Origin of the sequence: Mesorhizobium sp. CO1-1-8, assembly GCF_020164875.1 — a bacterium.
Taxonomy (GTDB): Bacteria; Pseudomonadota; Alphaproteobacteria; order Rhizobiales; family Rhizobiaceae; genus Mesorhizobium.
On sequence record NZ_JAIUGZ010000009.1, the window covers coordinates 50,324 to 66,114 of the forward strand.

General features: G+C 63.9%; 15 protein-coding genes. 1 reads left to right on the forward strand and 14 read right to left on the reverse strand.

Annotated features, from left to right (window positions below):
• Positions 1 to 43: 43 nt before the first annotated feature.
• On the reverse strand, positions 44 to 1,243 hold the full coding sequence (locus LB558_RS18735; protein ID WP_224698921.1) for a pyridoxal phosphate-dependent aminotransferase: 1,200 nt from the start codon (positions 1,241 to 1,243) through the stop codon (positions 44 to 46).
• Positions 1,244 to 1,433: 190 nt separating this feature from the next.
• Positions 1,434 to 2,195, reverse strand: a complete 762-nt coding sequence (locus LB558_RS18740) for an HpcH/HpaI aldolase family protein (protein ID WP_224698922.1) — start codon at positions 2,193 to 2,195, stop codon at positions 1,434 to 1,436.
• Positions 2,196 to 2,317: 122 nt separating this feature from the next.
• Between LB558_RS18740 and LB558_RS18745 the strand changes: the two genes are divergently transcribed.
• Entirely contained in the window at positions 2,318 to 3,409 is a 1,092-nt protein-coding gene (locus tag LB558_RS18745; protein WP_224698923.1) for an LLM class flavin-dependent oxidoreductase, read from the forward strand.
• Between the two features lie 24 nt (positions 3,410 to 3,433).
• Here LB558_RS18745 and LB558_RS18750 read toward each other — a convergent pair whose 3' ends face one another.
• The 12 genes from LB558_RS18750 to LB558_RS18805 all read right to left on the reverse strand — a co-directional run bounded on the left by LB558_RS18750 (position 3,434) and on the right by LB558_RS18805 (position 15,710).
• Positions 3,434 to 3,829 carry a RidA family protein gene (locus LB558_RS18750; RefSeq protein WP_224698924.1) on the reverse strand — a complete coding sequence of 132 codons (396 nt, stop codon included), beginning with the start codon at positions 3,827 to 3,829 and terminating at the stop codon, positions 3,434 to 3,436.
• 63 nt (positions 3,830 to 3,892) lie between these two features.
• Entirely contained in the window at positions 3,893 to 5,041 is a 1,149-nt protein-coding gene (locus LB558_RS18755; RefSeq protein WP_224698925.1) for an acyl-CoA dehydrogenase family protein, read from the reverse strand.
• A gap of 210 nt (positions 5,042 to 5,251) precedes the next feature.
• Complete coding sequence (locus tag LB558_RS18760) at positions 5,252 to 6,064, reverse strand: enoyl-CoA hydratase family protein (RefSeq protein ID WP_224698926.1); 813 nt, start codon at positions 6,062 to 6,064, stop codon at positions 5,252 to 5,254.
• On the reverse strand, positions 6,061 to 6,531 hold the full coding sequence (locus LB558_RS18765) for a MarR family winged helix-turn-helix transcriptional regulator (protein ID WP_023811475.1): 471 nt from the start codon (positions 6,529 to 6,531) through the stop codon (positions 6,061 to 6,063). Before LB558_RS18765 ends, LB558_RS18760 begins: the two co-directional genes overlap by 4 nt.
• Positions 6,525 to 7,298, reverse strand: coding sequence for an SDR family NAD(P)-dependent oxidoreductase (locus LB558_RS18770; protein WP_224698927.1), 774 nt, complete (start codon positions 7,296 to 7,298; stop codon positions 6,525 to 6,527). The genes LB558_RS18765 and LB558_RS18770 overlap by 7 nt, the downstream gene beginning before the upstream one ends.
• A complete protein-coding gene (locus tag LB558_RS18775) occupies positions 7,295 to 9,589 on the reverse strand; it encodes a bifunctional salicylyl-CoA 5-hydroxylase/oxidoreductase (RefSeq protein WP_224698928.1) in 2,295 nt (764 codons plus the stop codon). The genes LB558_RS18770 and LB558_RS18775 overlap by 4 nt, the downstream gene beginning before the upstream one ends.
• A 141-nt stretch (positions 9,590 to 9,730) precedes the next feature.
• A complete protein-coding gene (locus LB558_RS18780; RefSeq protein WP_224698929.1) occupies positions 9,731 to 10,330 on the reverse strand; it encodes a VOC family protein in 600 nt (199 codons plus the stop codon).
• Between the two features lie 78 nt (positions 10,331 to 10,408).
• Positions 10,409 to 11,245 (reverse strand): ATP-binding cassette domain-containing protein, encoded by an 837-nt coding sequence (locus LB558_RS18785; RefSeq protein WP_224698930.1) that lies wholly within the window; start codon positions 11,243 to 11,245, stop codon positions 10,409 to 10,411.
• On the reverse strand, positions 11,238 to 12,116 hold the full coding sequence (locus tag LB558_RS18790) for an ABC transporter ATP-binding protein (RefSeq protein ID WP_224698931.1): 879 nt from the start codon (positions 12,114 to 12,116) through the stop codon (positions 11,238 to 11,240). The genes LB558_RS18785 and LB558_RS18790 overlap by 8 nt, the downstream gene beginning before the upstream one ends.
• Positions 12,113 to 12,961, reverse strand: coding sequence for an ABC transporter permease (locus tag LB558_RS18795; protein ID WP_224698932.1), 849 nt, complete (start codon positions 12,959 to 12,961; stop codon positions 12,113 to 12,115). Before LB558_RS18795 ends, LB558_RS18790 begins: the two co-directional genes overlap by 4 nt.
• Positions 12,954 to 13,961 carry an ABC transporter permease gene (locus LB558_RS18800; protein WP_224698933.1) on the reverse strand — a complete coding sequence of 336 codons (1,008 nt, stop codon included), beginning with the start codon at positions 13,959 to 13,961 and terminating at the stop codon, positions 12,954 to 12,956. The genes LB558_RS18795 and LB558_RS18800 overlap by 8 nt, the downstream gene beginning before the upstream one ends.
• 219 nt (positions 13,962 to 14,180) lie before the next feature.
• Positions 14,181 to 15,710, reverse strand: a complete 1,530-nt coding sequence (locus LB558_RS18805) for an ABC transporter substrate-binding protein (protein WP_224698934.1) — start codon at positions 15,708 to 15,710, stop codon at positions 14,181 to 14,183.
• Positions 15,711 to 15,791 lie beyond the last annotated feature (81 nt).

The following is a 15,791-nucleotide window of genomic DNA, read 5'->3' on the forward strand; positions in this document are numbered from 1 at the left end:
TTGCTCCCGCACGGTTTTTTGCCGCCCCGCTTCAGGCAGGGCGTCAATTCATGGCAGCGACCATGCGGTCGAGCGCGGTCGCGATCTGGTTACGTTCACGGCACACGCACATCCGCAGGAAGGCCGTTGCCGAACTTCCGAACAGATGGCCGGGCGCCAGCCCGACGCGCGCCGTCTCCAATATCCTGGCGCAGGCGTCACGTGCATCGCTCTCGCCGTCCATGGCAAAGAAGGCATACATGCCGCCGCGCGGTTTGGCAGGCAGGATGATGCCCGGAATCTGCGCCAGCCGGTCATAGGCAAGGTCGAGGCCGGTCCGGATCCGCTGCCGGATCTCCTCGACCAGCGGCTCGCCTTGGCGGATCGCCGCTACAGCGCCAGCCTGGATCGGAGCGGCCGTGCCGCTGTTGACATATTGCGTCATGGCGCCGAGCTGGTCGGCAACGCCTGACGGATGCGTCAGCCAGCCGATGCGCCAGCCGGTCATCGCCCAGGCCTTGGAGAAACTGTTGACCGACAGCACCCGGTCGCCGTCCTCGGCAATCTGCAGGATCGAGGGCGCTACATCGCCCTCGAAATAGAGCCGGCCATAGACCTCGTCGGAGATGATCCAGATGCCAGCGCGCCGGCTGAAATCGAGCAGCGCCTGCATTTCCTCGCGCGATGCGGTCCAACCGGTCGGGTTGGACGGCGTCGACAGGAAGATCGCCCGCGTGCGTGCGTCGCAAGTCGCAAACAGCCGGTCGAGGTCGAGATGCCAGTCACCCCTGAAATCGAGCGAAAACGGCCGCGGCTCACCGCCGATCAAATGGATGGCGTTGTGGATGTTGGGCCATTGCGGCGCGACATAGACGACGTTGCTGCCGGTATCGACCAGCAGTTCCAGCGCCAGGTACAGCGCCTGCATGCCGCCAGGCGTGACGGTGGTGCGTGCGATCGGGATCGGCCGGCCGTGCACGCGCGTCTGATACTCCGACAGCGCTTCATTCAGCGGTCCATGGCCGCGCATGTTGGGAACGTAGAAAGTCAGCCCTTCATCGAAGGCCGTCTTGGCGGCGTCGCGGATGAAAGCCGGCGTCACCATGTCGCCTTCGCCGTACCAGAGTGCGATCACATCGCCCAGTTCACGCGCCCGCACGGCAAGGTTGGCGATGTTTTCGGTGTGCAGATCGCGAATCTGGGCGCGCACGCCATCGAAGGCATAACGCGCGCTGGACGATGACTGGGGCAGTACGAACGACAAGGACTGAAACCCCTCCCACCCGGAGTACAACGATGGACTGGCAGGGAAGTCCGTCCCGTACGGCAGTCGCCATCGATCCTGGAATGCTTATCCAAAGCGCGGCACTTTTCAAGGCGAAAGTTTTAAGCTTAAAAAGTTTGGCCGGTCTGTTGCCTTGCCGATACGCCCTTTTCGCCTTGCGGCGCCCATCTCATGCCAGCTCGTTGCGTGCGGCGGCACAGTTGGCCGCAGCGCCGGCGCCGAGAAACATCGTGTCGCTGGCCAGGATGAAGAAGCTGGCGCCGATGGCTGCCCATTGCCCGACAGTCTGCGGGCTGGCGCAAAATATGCCGGCTGCCTTGTTATGTGCGATCGTCGCACCGATGATCGTGCGGATCACCGCATTGAGCCTGTCGGCGCCGTTCGGCCCGATTGCGTCGATCGACACCGAAAGATCGCCGGGACCGACGAAGATCACATCGACGCCGTCGACGGCCGCGATTGCCTCGATGTTGGCCAGCCCTTCCGATGTCTCGACCTGGATCGCGACGACGATCCTGTCATTGGCGCCGGCAAGATATTCGGGAATGCGATAGCCGTAGCCGGCGGCCCGACCGGGTCCGACGCCGCGCTCGCCCTTGGGTGGATAACGTGAGGCTTTCACCGCCGCTTCGGCCTGGGCGGCGGTCGATATGCGGGGCACCAGCACGCCTTGCGCGCCACTGTCCAAGGCCGCCTGGATGGCTTCCGGCGCGTGACCGGGAACGCGCACCATGGCCGGCACGCGGTGCAAATCGGCCGCGCGTATCATGCTCTCGATCATGTCGCGCGAGATCTGCGCATGCTCCCAATCGACGCAGAGGAAATCGAGGCCGGACTGCGCCATCACTTCGACCGCGACGGGATGGGGAATGGCGGCAAAGGAACCGACGAGGTTCGTCTTGCCGATGCATTTCTGGCGGAACTCGCTCATGCTGATCCCCTTTTTCGTCCGGGCAGAATCCATATCCGCAAACCATCGCCGGGCGAAGCTATTTCATGCTTGAAATATTTTTGCGGAGCCGTAGCGTGCGATCTTCGTCGAGAGGTCGCGACATGAACAAACAACATCCCTTGTACGGCCCAAACAGGCTGAAGCTTGGTGTCTTTTCGACCAATGCCGATGGTGGCCTTGCCATATCAGACGTTCCGGAACGCTGGACGGCGAGCTGGCAGGACAATCTGACGGCAGCGCAGATCGCCGACCGTGCCGGGCTGGAGTTCATGCTGCCGATCGCGCGCTGGCGCGGTTTTGGCGGCCGCAACAAGGTACGCGAATGGTCGTTCGAGACCTTCACCTGGGCGGCGGCTCTTGCCATGGCCACCGAGCAGATCGGCCTGTTCATGACCGTGCATGTGCCGCTGGTGCATCCGCTCTATGCCGCCAAGGCGCTGGCGACGGTCGACCATATCAGCCAGGGCCGCGCCGGCCTGAACATCGTCTGCGGCTGGAACCCGAAGGAATTCGGCATGTTCGGCACGCCTTTGGTCGAGAAGGGCTACGACCAGGCGGCCGAATGGATCGAGATCCTCGAAAAGCTTTATGCCTCGGCCGAGCCGCTTGACTATGAGGGCACCTATTACCGCCTCAAGGAGGCCGTCAGCCGGCCGGCCAGCCTGCAGGTTCCGCGCCCGGTGACCATGAACGCTGCTTTCGGCGGGCCGGGGCGCGATTTTGCCGCCGCCCGATGCGATTATCTGTTCACGACCTTTTCCGAGATGAGCGATGCCGGCAGGCACGTCGCCGACATCAGCGAGCGGGCCGACAAGGCAGGCCGCAATGTCGGCGTCTACACCGTGGCGCATGTCGTCTGCCGCCCGACAATGGAGGAAGCACAGGCGTACTACACGCGCTACGCCGTTGATATGGCCGACCACGACGCGGTCGATGCGCATATGGCGGGCAAGAAGGAATTCTCGCAATCGCACGACCCGCATGCCTATGACCGCTACCGGCAACGCTTCGCCGGCGGCGCCGGGACCTACCCGCTGATTGGAACGCCGGAAACGATCGCCGCCGACATGGCCGCCATTGCCGGGCATGGCTATCAGGGCATTGCGCTGTCCTTCGTCAATTATACGCAGGAGTTGCCCTATTTCTGCGATCACGTGCTTCCGATTTTGAGGCAGGCGGGACTGCGTGAATAATCTATTCCTGAGATAGAGAATTGATTATTCCGGGATGACGGCCGTGGCTTGGATTTCGATCTTGGCGCGGTCTTCGACCAGCGCCACCACCTGCATGGCGGCCATCGCCGGAAAATGCCGGCCGATCACCTCGCGATAGGCTTTACCGAGCCCCTTGAGATTGGCGAGATACTCGGCCTTGTCGGTGAAATACCAGGTCATCGAGGTGATGTGCTGCGGCCCCGCGCCGGCCTCGGCCAGCACCGCCACGACGTTCTCCAGCGTCTGCCGTACCTGGCCGACAAATTCGTCGGTTTCGAACTGGCACTGCCCATTCCAGCCGACCTGTCCGCCGACGAAGACGAGCCGCCCGCGCGCCGCGACGCCATTGGCGTAGCCGACAGGTTTTGCCCAGCCCTCCGGTTGCAGAATCGTGTGCATTCAAAACCTCCCGGTATTCCAAAAACCAATTTTCAAAATCGAATGCCTATCAAATCTCTGCCGTCAGGCCGCGCCCATCACTTGCCGCGCGATCACCACTTTCTGCACGTCGGAGGCGCCCTCGTAGATGCGCAGCGCGCGGATCTCGCGATACAGGCTTTCGACGATATGGCCTTTGCGGACACCGTCGCCGCCATGCAGTTGCACGGCCTTGTCGATCACCTCTTGCGCCTTGTCGGTGGCAAACAGCTTGGCCATCGCCGCTTCGCGGGTGACGCGGGGGGCACCCATGTCCTTGGTCCAGGCGGCGCGGTAGACCAGCAGGGCGGCCGCGTCGACGTCCAGCGCCATGTCGGCGATATGGCCCTGCACCATCTGCAACTCGCCCATCGGCGCGCCGAACAGTTTGCGCTCGGCCACCCGTTTGATGCTTTCGTCCAGCGCGCGGCGGGCAAAGCCGAGCGCTGCCGCTCCGACCGTCGAGCGGAACACGTCGAGCACCGACATGGCGATGCGGAAGCCGTCGCCGGGTCTGCCGATCAGCGCCGAGGTCGGCAGGCGGACCGCATCGAACGACAGCCGCGCTAGCGGATGCGGTGCGATCACTTCCAGGCGTTCGGTGATGCCGAGCCCCTTGGCGTCGCCAGGCACAAGAAAGGCGGAGAGCCCCTTGGCGCCCGGCGCCTCGCCGGTGCGAGCAAAGACGACATAGAGATCGGCGATGCCGCCATTGGAAATCCACGTCTTCTCGCCGGACAGGACATAGCTGTCGCCGTCGCGGGTCGCCGTCATTTCGGTGTTGGCGACATCCGAGCCAGAGCGCGGTTCCGATAAAGCGAAGGCGGAAATCGCCTTGCCGGCACGCGTCTTTGCCAGCCATTGCTGCTGTTGCGGCGTGCCGAACAGGCTGAGCGCACCGGTGCCCAGCCCTTGCATGGCGAAGGCGAAATCGGCCAGCCCGTCATGGCGGGCGAGCGTCTCGCGCGTGATGCACAAAGTGCGCACGTCGAGTGGCCCCGGATTGTCGGTGTCGAGCGCGGTCGGCTTCAGCCAGCCATCCCGGCCGAGCTTGCCCACCAGCTCGCGGCACGCGGCATCGACATCATGGTGGGAGACGGGCAGGTTTTTCGCGCACCATGCCTCCAGCTGCTCGGCGAGGTGACGATGATGGTCTTCGAAGAACGGCCAGTTGAGGAAACTCTTGTCAGCCATGGAGGTAACATTCCGAGTGTTGGTGCCAGGCACCCCCCTCTGTCCTGCTGGACATCTCCCCCGCAAGGGGGGAGATCGGCAGCCTTGCCGACGGCTTCGACCTGGCAACGTTGGAGATTGGCGAAAGCGATGCGTTCAGCTGATCTCCCCCCTTGCGGGGGAGATGGCCGGCAGGCCAGAGGGGGGTGCCTGGGTGCAAACCGCTCATCCTCAATCCCCCTCGAACACCGGCTTTTCCTTGGCCACGAACGCCTTGTAGGCGCGCTCGAAATCGCGGGTCTGCATGCAGATCGCTTGCGCCTGCGCTTCCGCCTCGATCGCCTGGTCGAGACCCATAGACCATTCCTGGTTGAGCTGTGTCTTGGTGATGCCGTGCGCAAAGGTCGGACCGGAGACGATGCGCGCCGCCATGTCGAGCGCGTCGGCCTCAAGCGCTGCGGCATCGACCAACCTGTTGTAGAACCCCCAGCGCTCGCCTTCATCAGCCGTCATCGTTCGGCCGGTGTAGAGCAGTTCGGCGGCGCGGCCCTGGCCGATGATGCGCGGCAGGATCGCGCAGGCGCCCATGTCGCAGCCGGCGAGGCCGACGCGGGTGAACAGGAATGCGGTCTTCGCTTCCGGCGTGGCGATGCGGATGTCGGAGCTCATGGCGATGATGGCGCCGGCACCGACCGCGACGCCGTCGACCGCCGCAATGATTGGCCTGCCGCAATTCAGCATCGCCTTGACGAAATCGCCGGTCATGCGGGTGAAGGCGAGAAGCTGCTTCATGTCCATCTTGACCAGCGGGCCGATGATGTCATGGACATCGCCGCCGGAGCAGAAATTGCCGCCATTGGAGAGGAACACCACGGCGTCGACATCGTCGGCATAGACGAGGTCGCGGAACGTGTCGCGAAGCTCGGCATAGCTGTCGAAGGTCAGCGGGTTCTTGCGCTCCGGCCGGTCGAGCCGGACCTTGGCGATCCTGCCCTCGACCTCCCAGAGGAAATGCTTCGGCTTGCGTCCGGCCATTGCGGTCATTCGCGTCCCTCCCAGTTGCTGCGGAACGAGGTCAGCATGCCGGTCAGCCGGCGCGCGTCGTCCTCGCTGACCTTGCCCAGCAATTCACCGATCCAGCCTTCATGCGCCGCGGCGATGGTGGCGAAAGCCTGCGTACCTTCCTCGGTCAGCCGCACCATCGAGGTGCGGCGATCGCCATTGCGCCGCGCGCGGGCGACAAGTCCTTCCGAAACCAGCCGGTCGACGATCCCCGTGACATTGCCGTTGGACACCAGCAGAAAGCGCGACAGGTCGCTCATCAGCATGCCTTCCGGCGCGCGATAGAGGGCGGCCATCACGTCGAAGCGCGGCAGCGTCGTGTTGAATTCCTTCTTCAGCCGCTCGCGCAGCTCGGCCTCGATCGTGCGCGAGGCACGCAGCAGCCTGATCCACAGCCGCAAGCGGTCCTTGCCGGGTCCCGACGGCGCGGGCAGGGGGCCGGCTACCATGTTTCGCCTCCTGAGATGGAAATCGCCTGTCCGGTGATCGACTGGGCGGCATCGCCGCACAGCCACAGCACGGCGGCGGCAACCTCATCTGGCTGGATGAAGCGGCCTTGCGGGTTGGTCGAGGCAAGGCTCGATCGCGCCTGCTCGACCGAGCGGCCGGTCTTCTCGATGATGCGCTGGATAGAGTCTTCCAGCATCTCGGTTTCGACAAAGCCCGGGCACACGGCGTTGACGGTTACGCCCGATTTCGCCGTTTCGGCGGCAAGCGCCCGCATCAGGCCGACGACGCCATGCTTGGCCGCGACGTAAGGCACCACATAGGCGTAGCCTTTCAGCCCGGCGGTCGAGGCGATGAAAACAATTCGTCCTGTTTTCCGCGCCGCCATTCCGGCCAGCGCCGGCTTCACCGTCAGGAAGGCGCCGGTCAGATTGACGTCGAGCGTGCGCTGCCAGTCGGCTAGGGTAGTTTTGTGCGCCGGCGCGCTGCCGGCCATGCCGGCATTGGCGACGACGATGTCGAACGGTCCGCGCGCGGCTTGCGCCCTCTCATAGAGCGACGCCATCGCCGCCTCATCGGTGACATCGGCCGCGATGCCGAAGATGCGGTCGTTCTCGCCGGCCACCTGGGCAAGCTCTGCTTCCCGGCGGCCGCAGATGGTGACGTCGATGCCGGCAGCAGCCAGCGCCAGCGCGATGGCACGTCCGACACCGGAGCCACCACCGGTGACCAGCGCATGCTTGCCGGGGATCGTCGAGGCCGCCGTCATACTTTCAGCCCCGCTGCGGCGTCGCGCTCGGCCAGCCGGTAGAGCTGGTCGCGTCCGGGCAGATAGGGATCCGGCCACTTCACGCCACGGTCGCCCAGCGTCACCGCCGCATGCAGCGTCCAATAGGGATCGGCGAGATGCGGCCGCGCCAATGCCACAAGATCGGCGCGGCCGGCCATCAGGATCGAATTGACATGGTCCGGCTCGTAGATGTTGCCGACCGCCATCGTCGCCATGCCGACCTCGTTGCGGATACGGTCGGAAAACGGCGTCTGGAACATGCGGCCATAGACCGGCTTGGCCAGTGCCGAGGTCTGGCCGGCCGAGACGTCGCAGATGTCGACGCCGGCCTCATGCAGCAGCCGCGCGATCTCGACCGCGTCGGCCGGTGTGACACCCTCGATGCCGACCCAGTCATTGGCCGAAATGCGCATCGAGATCGGCTTCTCCGCCGGCCAGGCGGCGCGCACCGCGCGGAAGATTTCGAGGGGATAGCGCATGCGGTTATCCAGCGAACCGCCATATTCATCTGTGCGCCGGTTGGTGACCGGCGTGATGAAGGACGACAGTAGATAGCCATGCGCGGCGTGGATCTCGAGCATGTCGAAGCCGCAGCGATCGGCCATCTCGGCAGAGGCTACGAATTCGTCGCGCACGCGGTCCATGTCGGCGCGGTCCATCGCCTTCGGCACCTGATTCTGCGGCGACCACGCCACGGCCGAGGCTGCCATCACCGGCCAGTTGCCTGAGACCAACGGCACGTCGGTGCCTTCCCAGCCGAGCCGGGTCGAGCCCTTGGCGCCGGAATGGCCGATCTGGGCGCAGATCTTGGCTTCGGTTTCGGTGTGGACGAAGTCGACCAGCCGCTTCCATGCCACCTCATGCTCGGGCGCATAGAATCCCGGACAACCGGGCGTGATTCGCCCTTCCGGGCTGACGCACGTCATCTCGATATAGATGAGGCCGGCGCCGCCCTTGGCGCGCTCGGCATAGTGGGTGAAATGCCAGTCGGTCGGGCAACCGTCGACGGCCTTGTACTGCGCCATCGGCGACACGACGACGCGGTTCTGCAGCCTCATGTCACGCAGCTTGAACGGCGCGAACATCGGCGCGCGGCGCAGGCTGTTGCCGCCGGCGCCGGCCTGGCGCTGGAACCATTCCTCGGCGCTTTCAAGCCATTCGGCATCGCGCAGCCGCAAATTCTCGTGGCTGATGCGCTGCGAGCGGGTCAAAAGCGAATAGTTGAACTGCACCGGATCGAGGCCAAGATAGCGCTCGACCTCCTCGAACCATTCGAGCGAATTGCGCGCCGCCGATTGCAGCTTCAGCACCTCGGTGCGGCGGGCATCCTCATATCTACGAAACGCCGCGTCGAGGTCCGGCTCGGACTCGACATATTCGGCCAGCGCCACCGCGCTTTCCAGCGCCAGCTTGGTGCCGGAGCCGATCGAGAAATGCGCCGACGCCGCCGCATCGCCCATCAGGGCGAGGTTCTTGTAGGACCAGCGCTCGCACAGCACGCGCGGGAAATTGATCCAGGCCGACCCCCGGATGTGGTTGGCATTGGTCATCAACGCGTGGCCGCCGAGATGCTTGGCAAAGATCCGCTCGCAGACGGCGATCGATTCCTGCTGCGACATAGCGGCGAAGCCGAAGGCAGCCCAGGTCTGTTCGCTGCATTCGACGATGAAGGTCGCCGTGTCGCTGTCGAACTGGTAGGCGTGCGCCCACACCCAGCCATGCTCGGTCTTCTCGAAGATGAAAGTGAAAGCGTCGTCGAATTTCTGTTGCGTGCCGAGCCAGACGAACTTGCATTTGCGGGTGTCGATGTCTGGCTTGAAGATCTCGACGAAGCTGTTGCGCGCCCTGGAGTTCAGGCCGTCGGCAGCGACCACAAGATCATGCGTCTCCATGTAAGGTTTGGGATCGGCGATGTCGGTCTCGAATATCAGCTTGACGCCGAGTTCGCGCGCCCGGCGCTGCAGCAGGACCAGAAGCCGCTTGCGGCCGATGCCGCAGAAACCGTGCCCTGACGAGACCGTGCGCACGCCATCATGGATGACGGCGATGTCGTCCCAGTAGGCAAAGTGCTTCTTGATCCAGACGGCGCTGACCGGGTCGTTCTTCGACAGATTGTCGAGCGTCTCGGCCGACAGCACGACGCCCCAGCCGAACGTGTCGTCGGCGCGGTTGCGCTCGAACACCGTCACATCGTGCGTGGCGTCCCTGAGCTTCATCGAAATGGCAAAGTAGAGGCCGGCTGGTCCGCCGCCGAGAACCGCAACCTTCATCTGTGCGATCTCCTCTTCGCTTGCTGGAGTTCAGTATCGCGCCGGTGACAAGATATTTCAAGCTTAAAGTTTTATGTCAGAACGATTGTCCTGACATGGCGAAAGCGCGCCTGCGTGTCGTCGCGCAAGCGCGCTGCCGGATCACTTGTCCGGGTTCTTCGGGCTCCACAGCACCGTCTCGGCGCCCTTCTCATAGGCCATGCCATCGGGATAGCTGATCGCTTCCAGTTGCAGTCCCCAAGGCGCCTGGAAGTAGAGAATGGTCTGGCCGGCGGCAGGCCCTTCCTTGACCGGCAGCGGTCCCAAGCGTGTCTTGACGCCCTTGGCGTCGAGATAGGCTTTGGCAGCAGTGACATCGTCGACATAGAGGGCAATGTGGAAGCCGCCAATGTCGCTGTTCTTCGGCGTCAGGTCCTTCTGGTCCGGTGCTGTGTATTTGAACAGCTCGATGTTCGATCCATAACCGCAGCGGACCATGGTGACCTCTTCGATCACCGCCTTCGGATCGACGCCGAGCAGATCCTGCATGAAGGTACCCTTGTCGTCGGCGAACGGACCGAACGACATCGCCTTCTTGCAGCCGACCACTTCGGTGAAGAAGTCGACCGCCTGCTTCATATCGGGAACGGTGATGCCTGTGTGGTCGTGCCCGCGCATGCCCGGGATCGAGCTGGCGGTGGCCATGCCGGCGCTGCCGAGCATCGCGGCGGCGAGCGTTGCAATTGCGATTGTGGTCTTCATGTCAGTCCTCTCCATTGGCGGGACTTGGGGTCTTTGCGGTCGCACGTCCGAGGCCCGCTTTCCGGCGTGCGTGTACATTCATGTCGGCGCGCTGGCGGCGGCTGGTATGTCCAGCCAGCCGGCATCGATCTCAGGCAACGGAATGGCTGCGATGAGATCGCGCGTGTAGCTTTGCCGCGGGTTTTCGAACAAGGCGTCGGTGGCGCTCGCTTCGACGATCACGCCTTCGCGCATGACGATCACCTGCCGGCACAGCCGCCGAATGACAGACAGATCGTGGCTGATGAAAGCGACGGTCAGGCCCATCTCCGCCGCGAGCTTCTCCAGCAGGGTCAGGATCTGCGCCTGCGTCGAAACGTCGAGACCGGAGACGATCTCGTCGGCCAGCACGAATTTCGGCGACAGCGCCAGTGCGCGCGCAATGCCGACGCGCTGGCGCTGGCCGCCCGACAGTTCGTGGCGGTAGCGGCTGGCAAAGCTCTGCGGCAGGCCGACACGTTGCAGCGCCTCGGCGACGCGTGCCTTCAGATTGTCGCCAAGGCCGTTCTGCTTCAGCGGCGCCGCGATGATGCTGGCGATGGTGCGGCGCGGGTTGAGCGACGACATCGGATCTTGAAAAATCATCTGAAGATTGCGGCGCAGCGGCCTGAGCTCCGCTTCCGGCAAATGGGTGATGTCGCGACCGTCGAAAGTGATGCTGCCGGCGCTGGGCTCCAAGAGGCGCACCAGCGCGCGGCCGAGCGTCGATTTGCCGGACCCGGATTCGCCGACGATGCCGGTCACCGAGCCCCTGGGAAGGTCGAAATCCAGGCCTTTCAGGATTTCGGCCAATGGCGCGCGGCCGATCAGCGGTTTGCGCGTCATGTCGGGCAACGCGACCTTCAGCCCACGCACGGAAAACAGCGGCTCAGCCATGCGGCCGCCTCCATGCCTGGTCGGCGGCTGCGATCTCGGCGGCAAGTCCGGCCAGCACCGCATCGTCCACCGGCTTCAACGAAGCGAAGGGGTCGGTGTAGCGTGGCGTCGCCGCCATCAATGCCCGCGTGTAGGGATGCTGCGGGGCGGCGAAGAGGGCAGCCGTGTCAGCCTCCTCCACCACCTTGCCGGCATAGAGTACCGACACCTTCTGGCTGATCTTGGCGACGACGCCGAGATCATGGGTGACGAACAGGATCGCCGTGCCATGCTCGCGCTGTAATTGTGCGATCAGCCGCAGGATCTGCTTCTGCACGGTGACGTCGAGCGCCGTGGTCGGCTCGTCGGCGACGATCAGCCTTGGCTCCGCGGCGAAGGCGGCAGCGATCAGCACGCGCTGGCGCATGCCGCCGGAAAGTTCGTGCGGATAGCTTTTCAGCACGCGGTCGGGGTCGCGGATCTGCACCTCGTCGAGCAACTGGCGAATGCGGGTATCGGCCTTCTCGCCACTCCAGCCGAGGATGCGCACCAGCCGGTCAGTCATCTGCGAGCCGATGCGCCGCGATGGGTTGAGCGCGGTCAGCGGGTCCTGCGGGATCAGTGCCGTGCGCGCGCCGATCAGCGTGCGCCGTGCCTTGGGCTGCAATTTGCCGAGGTCTTCGCCCTCAAGCAGCATGTCGCCTTCGACAATGCGCACGCTCGACGGCAGCACACCGAGCACCGCCTTGCCGATCATCGTCTTGCCGGCGCCGCTTTCGCCGACCAGCGCGCGGACCTCGCCGGGCTGAACGGAGAGCGACACCGAGCGCAGCACACGCTGGCCATTGGGCAGCACGGCGCTCAGATCCCTGATATCGAGACAGGCGCTCATCGCAGCACCGGATCGAAACGCGTCTTCAGCGCCTCGCCGAATTGGCTGAAAGACAGCACGGTGAGGATCAACGTGACCAGCGGGAACACCAGCACCCACCACGCCTGGTGGATCGACAGCCGGCCCTCGGCGATGATGCCTCCCCAGGTCGGATCGTCGGTCGAGATCGACAGATTGACGAATGACAGGATCGCCTCGACGATGATTGCGATGCCCATTTCCAGCGACAGCAGAGCGACGATCGACGGCACCACATTGGGCAGCACTTCGCGCAGCATGACGCCGATGCGGCCATAACCGGCGATGCGGGCATTCTCGACATAGTCCATGCGCGACTGGCCCATGGTCTCGGCACGGATCACCCGGCAAAAGCGCGTCCAGTCGATGATAGCGATGGCGAGGATGACGGAACTGAGGCCGGTGCCGAGCACCGCAACCAACAGGATCGCGAACAGCACCGGTGGGAACGCCATCCAGACATCGACGATGCGCGAGGTGATGCGGTCGGCCCAGCCGCCGAAATAGCCCGATATCAGGCCCAGCGTCGAGCCGACCAGGCACGCCGCGATGGCCGCGGCAAACGCGACGATGAAGGCGATGCGGCCGCCGAAGATCAGTCGGGACAGAAGATCCCGGCCGAGGCTGTCGGTGCCGAGCCAGTAGCCGGGCTCGGCACCATCAATCCAGAATGGCGGCAGCCGCTCCAGCATCAGATCCTGCGCCAGCGGGTCCTGCGGCGCGACCAGCGGGGCGAAGATTGCCGCCAGAAGCGCCAGCAGCAGCCAGCCGCCGGCCAGCCACAGGCGCGGCGACACACCTCGTCTTCGAACACGACCCTCATCCATGGCGCAGCCTCGGATTGAGCAGGGCATACATCATGTCGACGGCGAGGTTGATCAGCACGAACAGCAGCGCGAAGACCAGAACGATACCCTGGATCAGCGGCAGGTCGCGGTTGATGACGGCATCGATCGCCATATTGCCGAGGCCTTCATACGAAAACAGCCGCTCGACGATGACCGTGCCGCCGATGAGGAAAGTGAACTGCACGCCGACAAGCGTCAGCGTCGGCAAAGCGGCATTCTTCAGCGCCTCGCGCAGGATGACCTGCGTTTCCGAAAACCCCTTCACCCGTGCCAGCACGACATAGTCGAGGTCGAGCACTTCCTTCAGCGACTGCTTCAGCAGCTGCGAGATGATTGCCGCCAGCGGCAGCGCCAGCGCCACGGCCGGCATCAGCATGTGCTTCAGGAGATCCCAGGTAAGGTCGAGGCGCAGCCGAAGCAGGCTCTCGAACAGGTAGAACTGGGAGACGAAAGGCAGGTCGAGCTGCGGCGACACCCGGCCGGAAATGTCGAAGATCGGCACCAGAACGCCGAACAGAAGGATCAGCACCAGGCCCCACAGGAAATCGGGAATGGAGAGCGCCGCGCCGCTGGCCATGTCGATGCCGGCCTCGACCGCCGTGCCGCGTTCGCGCGCGCCGATGACCGCCGTCGTACCGCCGAGTGCCACCGCCATGATGAGTGCAACGATGGCAAGTTCCAGCGTCGCCGGCAGCCGGTTGAAGACGAGACCAAGCACGTCCTGCCTGAGCGAGATCGAGGTGCCGAAATCGCCCCTGGCCACACCGGACAGCCAGATGAAGAATTGTTGCACGATGGTCTTGTCGAGGCCGTAGAGCGCGCGCAGCCGGGCAATGTCGGCATCCGTCGCTCCCGGTGGCAGCATCATGGCGATCGGATCGCCGGGCGCGACGCGGATCACGACAAAGACGACGACGGCCACGCCGAACAGCGTGATCAGCATCGTCAGAAGACGGATCAGGAATCGTTGCAGGAGCATTCTGGCGTAGGCCTAATGCGTTTCAGTGACTGATGGAACGAAAACCCCCTCATCCGGCCGCTTCGCGGCCACCTTCTCCCCGAGGGGAGAAGAAGTCGCCGACGGCTGAGCCGGTCTCTTCTCCCCAGCGGGGAGAAGGTGGCCCGAAGGGCCGGATGAGGGGGCCTGCGTCGTTAAAGAAGACGCGCTGCCTCACGACAGCGTGCCTTCCCATATCGGTCAGGCCGGGGTCATCAGGGCCGGCAGCAGCGCGCCGGAAACATGCTGCACCACATTGACGCTCTTGGCATGCACGATCGGCTGCGCATACTGCATCAGCGGCAGCACATAGGCCTGCTCGGCGATGTATTTGTCGACAGCCTTCCAGCCGGCGATGCGCTTGGCCTCGTCCTTTTCGCCCCACAGCGGATTGATCATGTCGATCAAATCCTGGCTGTCCCACACCGAATGCGGGCTCGGGCCGTACATGGCAAAGCCGGTCGAGGTGGTCGGATCGCCGATGGCATTGCCCCAATTGTAGAAGGCGGCCGGCGCCAGCTTGTCGGCGGCGCGCAGCTCGTAGTGCTTGGCGATCTCGTAGACCTCGATCGTCGCCTCGATGCCGACCTTGCGCCACATGCCGACGATCGCCTGGATCATCTCATAGTCCTTGGGTTTGAAGCCCTTGGTCGTCTGGATGGTGAATTTGACCGGCTTTTCCGGCGAATAGCCGGAGGCGGCGAGCAATTCCTTGGCCTTTTCGGGATTGTGCTCGACCTTGATCGACGCGTCGTAGGCCGCGTATTCCGGCGTCTCCAGCGTATCGATCGGCTGGCCGTAGCCGCGCAGCAGTCGATCGACCAGCAGCTTCTTGTCGACGGCCATCACTGCGGCCTGGCGGACGTTCTTGTCCAGCATTGCCTCAATGTCGTTGAAGAAGATCATGCCGATGTCGGAGACGTTCTTGCACGAGCCTGCCAATCCGTCCTTGGCGATCAGCCGGTCATATTCTTCATAGGGAATTTCGAGCGTCACCTGCGAGGAACCGGATTCGATCTCGGCGACACGGCTCGCCGCATCTGCGACGAATTTGATCGTCACATTCTCGAAGGCCGGCTTGCCGCCCCAATAGTTCGGATTGGCCTTCAGCCGCAGGAAGGCATTGCGCTCGAATTTTTCCACCATGTAGGGGCCGGTGCCGATCGGCGCCTTCTCGAAACCTTCGGCGCCGACCTTCTCATAATACGCCTTCGGCATGATGTAGCCGGTCAGGAACGACATCCATTTGAAATAGACCGGGTCGAACTGCACGACGTCGCCGGTGATCTTGTTGCCGTCGATCTTGAAATTGTTGACGTTCTTCCAGACGAACTGGATCGGGTTGCCGGTCTTTTCGTCACCCGCCCGCTGCAGCGACCAGACGACGTCTTCGGCCGTGAATGGCGAGCCGTCATGCCAGGTCACGCCTTCGCGCACCGTCATCATGATCTTGGTGCGGTCGTCGTTCCAGCCCCATTCGGTGAGCAGGCCCGGCGCGAAGGACAAATCGGGCTTCTGCGGGATGAACTGGTCGAACACCGACTGGTAAAGCCCCTGGATGGTCGGGTTGACGGCCGACGGGCCGGTGGTTGGATCCCAGGACGGCAGGTTGACGTTGTAGGCGATGGTCAGTTCGCCGGCGGCTGCCTTGGTGATCTGCGGCAGGCCGACGGCGGCAACCCCGAGTGCCGCGGCGCTGTATCCCAGCAATTCACGTCTGTTGATTGTCATGGTCGTTCCCCTTGTTGGTTTTGTTTCTGCGCGGCGTCTTCAGGTCATTGGTTCAGGCTTCTTGGGCAGCAGCGCCTTGCC

Excerpts from the sequence above, each read along its gene's own strand:
- LB558_RS18755 (WP_224698925.1), bottom strand. The coding sequence starts at position 5,041 with ATGGCTGACAAGAGTTTCCTCAACTGGCCGTTCTTCGAAGACCATCAT.
- LB558_RS18780 (WP_224698929.1), bottom strand. The coding sequence starts at position 10,330 with ATGAAGACCACAATCGCAATTGCAACGCTCGCCGCCGCGATGCTCGGC.
- LB558_RS18740 (WP_224698922.1), bottom strand. The coding sequence starts at position 2,195 with ATGAGCGAGTTCCGCCAGAAATGCATCGGCAAGACGAACCTCGTCGGT.
- LB558_RS18745 (WP_224698923.1), top strand. The coding sequence starts at position 2,318 with ATGAACAAACAACATCCCTTGTACGGCCCAAACAGGCTGAAGCTTGGT.
- LB558_RS18760 (WP_224698926.1), bottom strand. The coding sequence starts at position 6,064 with ATGACCGCAATGGCCGGACGCAAGCCGAAGCATTTCCTCTGGGAGGTC.
- LB558_RS18795 (WP_224698932.1), bottom strand. The coding sequence starts at position 12,961 with ATGGATGAGGGTCGTGTTCGAAGACGAGGTGTGTCGCCGCGCCTGTGG.
- LB558_RS18805 (WP_224698934.1), bottom strand. The coding sequence starts at position 15,710 with ATGACAATCAACAGACGTGAATTGCTGGGATACAGCGCCGCGGCACTC.
- LB558_RS18800 (WP_224698933.1), bottom strand. The coding sequence starts at position 13,961 with ATGCTCCTGCAACGATTCCTGATCCGTCTTCTGACGATGCTGATCACG.
- LB558_RS18785 (WP_224698930.1), bottom strand. The coding sequence starts at position 11,245 with ATGGCTGAGCCGCTGTTTTCCGTGCGTGGGCTGAAGGTCGCGTTGCCC.
- LB558_RS18775 (WP_224698928.1), bottom strand. The coding sequence starts at position 9,589 with ATGAAGGTTGCGGTTCTCGGCGGCGGACCAGCCGGCCTCTACTTTGCC.
- LB558_RS18790 (WP_224698931.1), bottom strand. The coding sequence starts at position 12,116 with ATGAGCGCCTGTCTCGATATCAGGGATCTGAGCGCCGTGCTGCCCAAT.
- LB558_RS18750 (WP_224698924.1), bottom strand. The coding sequence starts at position 3,829 with ATGCACACGATTCTGCAACCGGAGGGCTGGGCAAAACCTGTCGGCTAC.
- LB558_RS18770 (WP_224698927.1), bottom strand. The coding sequence starts at position 7,298 with ATGACGGCGGCCTCGACGATCCCCGGCAAGCATGCGCTGGTCACCGGT.
- LB558_RS18765 (WP_023811475.1), bottom strand. The coding sequence starts at position 6,531 with ATGGTAGCCGGCCCCCTGCCCGCGCCGTCGGGACCCGGCAAGGACCGC.